The sequence below is a fragment of the Denitromonas iodatirespirans genome, assembly GCF_018524365.1.
Taxonomy (GTDB): Bacteria; Pseudomonadota; Gammaproteobacteria; order Burkholderiales; family Rhodocyclaceae; genus Nitrogeniibacter; species Nitrogeniibacter iodatirespirans.
On sequence record NZ_JAEKFT010000069.1, the window covers coordinates 1 to 4,155 of the forward strand.

Genomic DNA, 4,155 nt, shown 5'->3' on the forward strand with positions numbered 1-4,155 from the left:
GCAGCTGCTGGCGCAGGCCAAGGACACCGTGGTGTCGGCCCAGGCGCACCAGGACCTGCCCTTCGAACAAGTGGTCGACATCGTCAAGCCCGACAGAAGCCTGTCGCACACCCCGCTGTTCCAGGCCATGCTCGCCTGGCAGAACACGCCGGATGGCGAATTGAGCTTGAGCGGTCTGGAACTCAGTGCGCTGGAGACCGAGCATCGCACCGCCCAATTCGACCTCACGCTCACCCTGCAACCGACGCAGGAGGGCATAGTCGGCTCGCTCGAATACGCCACGGCCCTGTTCAATACGAGCACGGTCGAGCGCTTCATCGGTTACTGGCAGCGCCTGCTCGAAGCGATGGCGGACGCACCGGCCGACAGCCAAGTCGGGCAGCTGCGGATCATCGACGCGATCGAACGCGAACACGTGCTCGAAGCGCTCAACGACACCGCCCGCGACGACTACCCGAACGACGTGTGCATCCACGAACTGTTCGAAGCCCGTGTGCGCCATCAACCCGAGGATGTCGCGCTGATCTTCGAGGCGCAGCGCCTGAGCTACGCCGAGCTCAACGAGCGCGCCAACCAGCTGGCCCATCACCTGATCGCGCTGGGCGTCGGGCCGGATCAGCGCGTCGCCGTATGCCTCGAGCGCAGTATCGAGATGGTCGTGAGCCTCATGGCCATTCTCAAGGCCGGTGGCGCCTATGTCCCGCTCGACCCTGCCTACCCGATCGAGCGGCTCTCCGACATGCTCGACGACTGCAAACCGGCCGTGGTGCTGCTCGATGCCACCGGCACTGACGTGCTCAACGCACTCGCCGCCACCCAAACGTGTGCCGCCCCCTTCGTCCATCTGGATGAGACCGACGCCTGGCAACAGCACCCGACCGACAACCCCCAGCGCGAGCGCCTCGGACTCAACGACCGGCACCTCGCCTACGTGATCTACACCTCCGGCTCAACCGGGCGTCCGAAAGGCGTCATGAACGAACACCGAGGGGTGGTCAACCGCCTGGTGTGGATGCAAGAAGCCTACGGGCTGACCAGCGACGACGTCGTGCTGCAAAAGACCCCGTTCAGCTTCGACGTGTCGGTGTGGGAATTCTTCTGGCCGCTACTCGCGGGAGCCTCCCTGGTGATGGCCCGCCCCGACGGGCACAAGGACCCGCACTACCTGCTCGACCAGATGCGTCGCACGCAAGTGACGACACTGCACTTCGTCCCCTCGATGCTGCAAGTGTTCGTCGAACACATCAGCGCGCTTGAGGGCTGCGCGCTCAAGCGCGTCATGTGCAGTGGTGAAGCCTTGCCGAGCGCCCTGGTCAAACGCTTCCACCAGCGCTACCCCGGCGTCGAACTGCACAATCTGTACGGTCCGACCGAAGCGGCCATCGACGTGACCGCCTGGGCATGCAAGCCAGGCGACGCCGGCCAGAGCGTCTCCATTGGCGCACCAATTGCCAACACGCGCATGTACATCCTCGACGCCTACGGCGAACCGGTGCCCATGGGCGTCGCCGGCGAATTGTTCATTGGCGGCGTTCAGGTCGCGCGCGGCTACCTCAACCAAGCCGAACTCACCGCCGAGCGCTTCCTGGCCGACCCCTTCGTCGAAGGCGGGCGCATGTACAAGAGCGGCGACCTGGGCCGGTGGCTGCCCGACGGCACCATCGAATACCTGGGCCGCAACGACTTCCAGGTCAAGATCCGCGGCTTTCGGATCGAATTGGGCGAGATCGAAGCGAAGCTTGCGCAACACGAAAAGATCAGCGAAGCGGTGGTCGTCGCCCGCGAGCAGGACGGCACCAAGCAACTGATCGCCTACACCACGGGAGAGGGCGAACTCGAGGCCGAAGCGATCAGAAGCTTCGCCCAACAGCGACTGCCCGGCTACATGGTACCCAGCGCCTACGTACGCCTGGACGCCTTCCCGCTGACCCCCAACGGCAAACTCGACCGCAAGGCGCTGCCGGCACCGGACGAGGCGGCCTATGTCAAGCGCGCCTATGAAGCGCCGCAAGGCGAGGTCGAAGAGACACTCGCCCAGCTATGGCGCGAGCTGCTCGGCGTCGAACAAGTCGGCCGACAAGACAACTTCTTCGAACTGGGCGGGCACTCGCTCATGGCGGTGCAGCTCGTCTCGCGCCTGCGCACCCACCTCGACGTCGAAATCCCCCTCAACGAGCTGTTCGCCCATCCGCAACTGATGGCCCTGGCCGAGCGCATCGCCCAAGGCGAACACAGCCAATTGAGCGCCATCGCCATCGCCGAGCGCAACCGGCCGCTACCGCTGTCGCTCACCCAGCAACGCATGTGGTTCCTCACGCGCATGGACGGCGCCTCCGAGGCCTACCACATCGGCGGCGGCGTGCTATTGAGCGGGGCGCTGGATATCGATGTCTTGCGCCGAGCATTGAGCAGGATCGTTGCGCGTCATGAGACGCTTCGCACGCGGTACCAAGTGGTTGGCGACGAGGCGGTGCAGATCATCGACCCCGAAGGCGACATCGATATCGAGCACGTGGATCTGCGATCGCGAGCCGATGCCGCCACGCAATTGGAGCAGCTGAGTGCGTCGGTGAACGAGCGTCCCTTTGTCCTGGAATCGGAGTGGCCGATACGGGTCTTGCTTGTACAGCTGTCCGACGACGAGCATATCCTCCAGGTGACTTTGCATCACATTGCCGGTGATGGTTGGTCGATTGGCTTGCTACTCGATGAGTTGAGCCGTCTCTATGGTGCATTTTCCGTCGGTCAGCCAGACCCGCTCGAACCGATGACGATTCAGTATGCGGACTACTCGCTCTGGCAACGCAAGTGGCTCAAGGCAGGCGAATCCGCACGCCAAGCCAACTTCTGGAAGAAAACGCTGTCTGGCGTGCCGACCTTGTTGGAGCTGCCAACAGACCGTCCTCGACCGGCACGCCAGGACTATCGCGGTGGCTACATTCCGCTGAGTTTGGATCACGAGTTCAGCGCTCAGATCGACCGTTTCAGTCAGAAACATGGCGTGACGGTGTTCATGACGCTGTTGGCAAGTTGGGCTGCCGTGCTCGGTCGTTTGTCGGGTGAAACGGACATTGTGATCGGCTCGCCGGTGGCCGGCCGGAATCGTGTCGAGGTCGAGCGTTTGATCGGCTTCTTCGTCAATACCTTGGCTCTCAGGATCGACCTGAACGGCGCGCCGAGCGTCGAGTCCTTGCTCGCACAGACGAAGCGACAGGTGCTGGACGCCCAGGCACATCAGGATCTGCCCTTCGAGCAGGTGGTTGAAGTGATCAAGCCTGAACGCAGCACCGCCCATCCTCCGCTGTTTCAGATCATGTTTGCCTGGCAAAACATGCCGGAAGGCGACCTGGATCTACCCGAGCTGCAGTTGAGTTACATCGATGTGCCGCACACAACCGCCCAGTTCGACCTGACCCTCACCCTTGGTCCAGTTGACAACCGGATCGCCGGCGGCATCGACTATGCGATTGCACTCTATGACCGCGAGACGGTCGATCGCTTTACCGCCCATTGGCTGTGCTTGCTGCGAAGCATGATCGCGGCACCCGGAGAGACTGCGCTCAGCCGGCTCGCAATACTTTCCGAGCGTGAATTCCAGGATCAAATCTATGCGCGGAATGCGACGCAAAAGGCCTATCCGGCAACGCGTTGTATCCACCACCTGTTTGAAGAGAGGATTTCCGGAGGCTCTGACTCCATTGCAGTGACCGACGGAATGGCTCAGTTGAGCTACCGGTCTCTGAACGCACGAGCAAACCGCCTCGCGAACTACCTGATCGATCTGGGTGTTGCGCCGGGACAGCGTGTGGGTCTGTGCATGGATCGTAGCGCGGACATGGTGGTTGCCTTGCTGGCGATCTTCAAGGCCGGCGGTGCTTATGTGCCGCTTGATCCCAGTTATCCGGTCGAGCGGCTCGGCTACATCCTCGAAGACAGCAAGCCGAGCGTCGTGCTGACTCGAGCGCGAGTGGGCGCGTCCGTAGAAGCTGCCTTGAGCATTGGTGCTGCGCGTTATAGCGGAGCAGTGCGAATCATCGACCTCGAAGGCGATGCGCCCGACTGGGCCGAGCAGGCTGACAGCAACCCCTTCGTCCCGTCGCTAACGTCGCGCCACCTTGCCTACGTGATCTACACCTCCGGCTCGACGGGCCAGCC

At 62.8% G+C, this 4,155-nt stretch carries 1 protein-coding gene; it reads left to right on the forward strand.

Features of this window, described 5'->3' with window-relative positions; translation table 11 throughout:
• On the forward strand, positions 1 to 4,155 hold a 4,155-nt coding region (locus I8J34_RS23805), incomplete at both ends, for a non-ribosomal peptide synthetase (RefSeq protein WP_214364124.1).